The 6,945-nt window shown below is 73.5% G+C and carries 4 protein-coding genes and 1 pseudogene; 2 read left to right on the forward strand and 3 right to left on the reverse strand.

Translation table 11 applies throughout. The features are described from left to right. Positions 1 to 30: 30 nt before the first annotated feature. Positions 31 to 669, reverse strand: coding sequence for a response regulator (locus OP18_RS46255; RefSeq protein WP_033366328.1), 639 nt, complete (start codon positions 667 to 669; stop codon positions 31 to 33). Then, positions 666 to 1,739, reverse strand: a complete 1,074-nt coding sequence (locus OP18_RS46260) for a sensor histidine kinase (protein WP_033366331.1) — start codon at positions 1,737 to 1,739, stop codon at positions 666 to 668. The genes OP18_RS46255 and OP18_RS46260 overlap by 4 nt, the downstream gene beginning before the upstream one ends. Before the next feature lie 117 nt (positions 1,740 to 1,856). Between OP18_RS46260 and OP18_RS54080 the strand changes: the two genes are divergently transcribed. Beyond that, complete coding sequence (locus OP18_RS54080) at positions 1,857 to 3,545, forward strand: DJ-1/PfpI family protein (RefSeq protein WP_162189921.1); 1,689 nt, start codon at positions 1,857 to 1,859, stop codon at positions 3,543 to 3,545. Positions 3,546 to 3,564: 19 nt separating this feature from the next. On the opposite strand, the gene OP18_RS46270 is transcribed toward OP18_RS54080, so the two are convergent. Beyond that, entirely contained in the window at positions 3,565 to 3,810 is a 246-nt protein-coding gene (locus OP18_RS46270; protein ID WP_156090265.1) for a hypothetical protein, read from the reverse strand. Positions 3,811 to 3,949: 139 nt separating this feature from the next. Here OP18_RS46270 and OP18_RS51715 point away from each other — a divergent pair. After that, a pseudogene (locus tag OP18_RS51715) lies at positions 3,950 to 6,945 on the forward strand (NAD-glutamate dehydrogenase domain-containing protein); the annotation flags it as partial.

Raw genomic sequence — 6,945 nt, forward strand, 5'->3', positions numbered from 1 at the left:
GTCAGCGCAGGCCGAGCCAATGGCGCTGGGTCAGAGCAGGCCGAGCTCCCTGGCGCGCAGCGCGGCCTGGGTCCGGTCCCGCGCGCCGAGCTTCGCCAGCGCGCTGGTCACGTGGTTCTTCACGGTCCCCTCGGCGAGGAACAGCGCGGACGCGATCTCCCGGTTGCTGCGCCCGCCCGCCAGCAGCCGCACCACGTCCAGCTCCCGGCCCGACAACGGCGCGACGAGCGGGGCCGGGACCGGCGGTGGCAGCTGCGCCACTCGGGACACCAGCTTGGCGGCCACGCCCGGCTCGAGGACCGACTCGCCGCGCACGGCGGCACGGATCGCCTCCATCAGCCGCTGCGAGGAGGCGTCCTTGAGCAGGTAGCCGATCGCGCCGGCCTGGATGGCGGGGAACACGTCGGCGTCGTCGTCGAAGGTGGTCAGGGCGATCACCTGGACGGCCGGGTGCGCGGCGCGCAGGCGCCGGGTCGCGGTCACGCCGTCCATCACCGGCATCCGCAGGTCCATCAGCACCACGTCCGGCGAGGTGCGGGCGGCCAGCTCCACCGCCTGCGCGCCGTCCGCGGCCTCGCCGACGACGTCGATCTCCGCCTGTACCGACAGCAGCAGCGCGAGCGCCTCCCGGAACAGCCGCTGGTCGTCGGCGAGCAGCACCCGGATCACGCGGGGGCCGTCACGGTGAGCGTGGAGCCCTTGCCCGGCACGGAGTCCAGCGCCACCGCGCCGCCCAGCCCGGTGACCCGCTCCCGCAGGCCGGTGAGGCCGTACCCGCCGGATCCTCCGGTGCCGTCCGGTGGTTGTCCGCAGCCGTCGTCGCCGACGACCACCCGGACCTCGGCGGGGCGGTAGTCCAGCAGGACGTGGGCGTGTGCCGCGCGGGCGTGCCGGCGGACGTTGGTGAGGCCCTCCTGCGCGGCCCGGTACAGTGCCTCCTCCACGTCCGGTGCCAGCCCGCGGGACGCCCCGCGGACCTCGACGCTCGTCGGCGGCCCGGACTGCGACGCCTCCCGGGCCAGCCGCTCCAGCCGCTCGCTGAGCGGCACCCGGGGCGCCCGCAGCGCCGACACCGACCGCCGCACCTCCGACAGCGCCTCCCGGGCCTGCTCCTCGGCCTGGGCGAGGATCTCGTCGGCGCGGTCGGGGTCCCGGCCGAGCAGCGCCCGCCCGGCCCGGATCTGCATCTGCACCGTCGTCAGGTAGTGGCCGAGCCCGTCGTGGATGTCCCGGGCGACCCGGTTGCGTTCCTGGGTGGTGGCCAGCTCCGCCAGCTGCGCGTTGGCCAGGGCCAGCGCCTGGCGGGTCTGCTGCTCGCGGCGCAGCAGCCGGGTCACGACCAGCGCCATCAGCGACGCGACGAGCATCCCGGCCATCTCCCGTACGCCCTCGCCGAGGTCCATGCCGACGTGCCCGAGCGGCACGGCGAGCGCGACCACGACCGCCGCGCGCAGCGGCAGCAGCTGCGCGGCCTGGACGACGAGCACGATGAGCAGCAGCGTGCCGCCCCACGCTGCGTGTGCCGCGCCGAACATGACGAGCCCGAGGCCGATCTGCAGCAGGATGTAACCGGCGAGCCACCACGGCGCGCGACCCGGCAGCAGCCACGAGCCGAGCACGACGAGCGCGGTGTACGCGGCGCCGGTGACGATCGCCGGCCACGGATTCGCGCCGGCGACGGCCTCCAGCACGAGGACGGCGTACGCGCCGACGGCGAGCATCCACAGGAACCGTTGCACGTCTGCACCATGCAGGCGCCCGGCGGGTGAAGTCAATCAGGTCACGGCCGGCCCGTGACCCCGGTCATGACGTTCGGCACGGGCGCCGTGACCCGCCCGGCGGACACCATCGGCGGCATGACCTTCCGCCGTGTCCTCGCCGTCGCGCTCGCCGGGCTGGCCGCCGCGGCCGCCGCGGGCGCCTTCCACGCGTCCGGCGCCGTCGACGCCGTCTACCCGCCGCCCCGCTCGCTGCCCCTGCCGCCGCCGTCCACCGCCGGCGCCGACGACCGGCCCACCGTCGCGGTGCTGCTGGGACCGGCCGGCGCGAACGCGGCCGACGTCCTCGCCCCGTACGAGACCCTCGCCGTCTCCGGGCACTACCGGGTGGTGACCGTCGCCGAGCGGCGCACCCCGATCCCGCTCACCGGTGGCCTGGAGCTGGTGCCGGACCGCACGTTCGCCGACCTGGGGCCCGCCGACTGGATCGTGGTGCCGGAGGTGCAGGAGGCGTCGTCGCCGCGGCTGCAGTCCACTGTGGACTGGCTGCGGGAACGGTACGCCGGTGGCGCCCGGATCCTGAGCGTGTGCGCCGGCGCCGGGCTGCTCGCCCGTACCGGCCTGCTCACCGGCCGGCCCGCCACGAGCAGCTGGCTCGGCCTGTACGGCTTCGAACGGCAGTACCCGAAGGTGCGCTGGCAGCGCGGCGTCCGCTACGTCGACGACGGCCGGATCATCACGACCGCCGCCGTGCTGTCCGGGGTGGACGGTGCGCTGCGCATCCTGGAACGCGAGCACGGCACCGACGCCGCCCGGCTGGCCGCGTCCGCGGTCGGCTGGCGCACCTACCGTCCGGGTGGCGCCGCGGACATCGCCGCCGCCCATCCCGCCCCCGCCGACACCGTCGCGCTGCTCAACGCCGGGTTCCGCCCGCCGGTGCACGCCGGGGTGCTGCTGACCCCGGGCGTCGGCGAGATCGAGCTGGCGTCGGTGTTCCGGACCTACACGCAGCTGGCGTACATCGCCCGGCTCACCGCCGTCACCGTCGACGGGCAACCGGTCCGCTCCCGGCACGGCCTCACGTTCGTACCCCGGACCGCGGTGCCGACCGGCTACGACCGGCTGCTCGTCCCCGGCCACGACGCCGCCGTCACCCACCGCGCCGACCCGGCGTGGCGGCCGGTGTACGTCCACGCCCGCGCCGGGTTCCCGTTCGACGGCACCCTGCGCGACCTGGCCGCCACCACCGACGTGCCGACCGCCCGGTGGGTCGCCAAGACCCTCGAGTACTCCCCCGGCGAGCTGACCGGCCCCGGGTTCCCGTGGGTGCCCGCGCTGCTGCTGGCGCTGGCGACGGCGGCCGGCGCCACCCTGTACGTGCTGGCCCGCGCGGGACTGGCCCGGCGGCCGCGGCTGCGCAACTGGCTGCGGCACCTGGCCGAGATGCTCGTCGCCATGTTCGCCGGGATGCTCCTGCTGGCCCCCGCGTGGGACTGGCTGACACACGACCGGCCGGTGGTGATGACGCTGACGATGGCGCTGGACATGGCCGCCGGCATGGCGGCGTGGATGGCGGTCCGCGGCCACGGCCCGCGCATGATCGGCGAGATGGCCCTGGTCATGGTGGCGCCGTTCGTCGTGCTGCTGCCCCTGCTGTCGGGCAACGCGCTCTTCGCCGCCGGGCACGCGCTGATGCTGGCGGCGATGGTCGCGCTCATGCTCGTGCGGTGGGAGCACTACGCGGCGGCCCCCACCTGGGCCTTCCGGCGCGCCTCCCGGAAGGAGCGCGGGCACGCCAACGAGCCGGACGCCGCCGAACTGCGGTAAGGGCCGCGGTGGCGGGCCGTCACGGGTCGGGTGAGGTGAGCGGCGCGTGGCGGTGTGCTTCCCGCTCGGCGAGGACGGCCATGTCGCGCCGGTACTGTTCGGCCGGCAGACGGCCGGCGAGCAGCCGGCCGCAGAGCACGGCTTCGGCCCGCTCGCCGCGCGGGAGCTCGAGCGGGTCACGGCTCAGGCGCCTGGCGATCCATGCGCTGCCGGACGAAAGGATCGCCACCGCCAGGAGAGCGATCACGAAGACGGCGAACTCCACCACGTCCACCCCCGCCGACATCAGGGCCCAGATTCAACTCTCGCTCGGCCGCCCCCCGACGGCAACCGGCGACGGCGATCATGGCAGGTCCGGGTGGGCCGAGCGACACTACAAGAAATGACCATCTTGTCCTCCTTCGGGAGAGCCGTCGAACACGGTCGAGGACGACGAGCTGGAGCAGTACGTGCCCGATGCGGAACACCTGGTCGCGGAGGCTGTCGCGGTGGCGGCGGCCCAGGACGCCGACCCCGGGCTGGTCGCGCGGTACTGGCGCCTCGTGCCCGACGAGGAGCTCGCCGGTTGCCAGGTGGCCCAGCTGGTCGAGGCCACCCGGTCGCACCTGGAGCTGGCCCGGCAACGGGTACCCGGCGAGCTGAAGCTGCGCCCCGGCACGAGCGTCGCCGGCGGCACGTCGCTGGAGATCGTCACCGACGACATGCCGTTCCTCGTCGACTCGGTCACCAGCGCGCTGTCGTCGCGCGACATCGACCTGAACCTGCTGGTCCACCCGCTCGTGGTGGTGCGCCGCCGGCCGTCCGGCGACCTGGAGGAGGTCCGGGTCGGGGTCGAACCGGAGGACGCGGCACCGGGTGACGTCGTCGAGAGCTGGATCCGCATCGAGGTCGACCGGATCCGTGCCGAGGCCGACCTGGAGCGGCTGTGCGACGACCTGACCCGGGTGCTCGACGACGTGCGTGCGGCGGTGCGGGACTGGCCCAGGATGCGCACCCAGGCGCTCGCGCTCGCCGACGAGCTGGGCGGCGCCCAGTTGCCGGTGCCGGACACGGACCTCACCGACGCCGTCGAGCTGCTGCGCTGGCTGGTGGACGACCACTTCACGTTCCTCGGCTACCGGGAGTACCGACTGGTCACGGACGGCACCGGGGAGGAGCTGCTGCAGGCGGTGTCCGGCTCTGGCCTGGGCATCCTGCGGGGCGGCCGGCCGCGGCCGCGGGTGCTGAGCTCGATGACCGCCGAGGCGCACGCCAGGGCCATGGAGCGGCGGCTGCTCATCATCACGAAGGCCAACTCCAGGGCGACCGTGCACCGCTCCGCCTACCTGGACTACATCGGGTTCAAGCGGTTCGACGCCAACGGCGACGTGGTGGGCGAGCAGCGGTTCCTCGGCCTGTTCTCCTCCGCGGCCTACCGCACCGGCGTGCGGGACCTGCCGGTGGTCAAGCGCAAGGTCGCCGAGGTGGTGGAGCGCTCGGGTCTGTCCCCGCGCAGCCACTCCGGCAAGCAGCTGATGGAGATTCTGGAGACCTATCCGCGCGACGAGCTGTTCCAGATCACCACCGACGAGCTGCACCAGGCCGTCATGGGCGTGCTGCGGCTGGCGGGGCGGCGGCAGCTGCGGCTGTTCCTGCGCCGCGACGCTTACGGCCGGTTCATCTCGTGCCTGGTCTACCTGCCGCGGGACCGGTTCACCACCGCCAACCGGCTGCGCATCCAGCAGATCCTGCTCGCCGAGCTCAACGGCATCGGCGTGGACTACACCACCCGGGAGGACGAGGACCGGGCCAAGCTGCTCTTCCAGCGGTACGCCGGCGCGCTGTCCGACACGTACAAGAACGAGCACACGCCGCACGAGGCGGTGCAGGACGTCGCGCAGCTGGAGCTGCTCGACGAGCCGGGGCAGCTCGTCATGCACGTCTACCGGCGCCGACGGGCCGAGAGCGACATCCGGTTCAAGGTGCTGCGCTTCGGCACGCCGATCATCCTCTCCGCGGTGCTGCCGGTGCTGCACTCCCTCGGCGTGCGGGTCACCGACGAGCGGCCGTACGAGGTCACCCGCGACGACGGCATCATCTACCTCTACGACTTCGGGCTGCAGCTGCCGCCCGACGCGCGGACGATCACCGAGCTGCGCCCCGACCTGGAGAACGCGTTCTTCGCCATCTGGCACGGCGAGGCCGAGGTCGACGGGTTCAACGCCCTGGCGCTGAAGGCCGGCATCACCTGGCGCGAGGCGGTCGTCCTGCGCGCCTACGCGAAGTACCTGCGCCAGGCCGGCACGGTGTTCTCGCAGGACTACATGGAGACCACGCTGCTGCAGTACCCGGCGATCGCCTCGAAGCTGGTGGACCTGTTCACGGCCCGGTTCGACCTGCGGCTGCACCTGTCGGCGACGGCGCGGTCGGAATGGTCGAAGGAGATGGTCGCGGCGATCAACGAGGCCCTCGACGAGGTGACCAGCCTCGACCAGGACCGCATCCTGCGCTCCTTCCTGCATGCCATCCAGGCCACCCTGCGCACGTCGTTCTTCCAGCGCGGCGAGCAGGGCCACGCCAAGTCCTACACGGCGTTCAAGCTCGACCCGCAGTCGATCCCCGAGCTGCCGGCGCCGCGGCCGAAGTTCGAGATCTTCGTGTACTCGCCCCGGTTCGAGGGCGTGCACCTGCGCTTCGGCGCGGTCGCCCGGGGCGGCCTGCGCTCGCGCCGCCCGACGTGATCCGCCACGACCCGGACGACCCGTATCTGGTGGTCGCCGCGGACAAGGGCACCGCGGCGTTCTCCGACCTCGCCAACGAGATCTCCGTCAGGTACGGGTTCTGGCTCGGCGACGCGTTCGCCTCCGGCGGCTCGGCCGGGTACGACCACAAGAAGATGGGCATCACCGCGAGAGGTGCCTGGGAGTCGGTCAAGCGGCACTTCCGCGAGCTGGGCGTCGACACCCAGCAGACCGGGTTCACCGTGGTCGGGATCGGCGACATGTCCGGCGACGTGTTCGGCAACGGCATGCTGCTGTCGCCGCACATCCGGTTGATCGCGGCCTTCGACCACCGGCACATCTTCATCGATCCGGACCCCGACGCCGCGGCGTCGTTCCAGGAGCGGGCCCGGCTCTTCGCGCTGCCCCGGTCCTCGTGGGACGACTACGACCCGTCGCTGATCTCCGCCGGCGGCGGCGTCCACCCGCGGACGGCGAAGTCGATCCCGATCTCGCCGGAAGCGAAGGAGGCGCTCGGCATCCCGGCGGCGGTCACCGCGCTGACGCCCCACGAGCTGATGCGCGCGATCCTGTCGGCGCCGGTCGACCTGTTCTGGAACGGTGGGATCGGCACCTACGTCAAGGCCACCAGCGAGTCGCACGCCGACGTCGGCGACAAGGCCAACGACTACCTGCGGGTC

The organism is Dactylosporangium aurantiacum, from assembly GCF_000716715.1.
Classification (GTDB): Bacteria; Actinomycetota; Actinomycetes; order Mycobacteriales; family Micromonosporaceae; genus Dactylosporangium; species Dactylosporangium aurantiacum.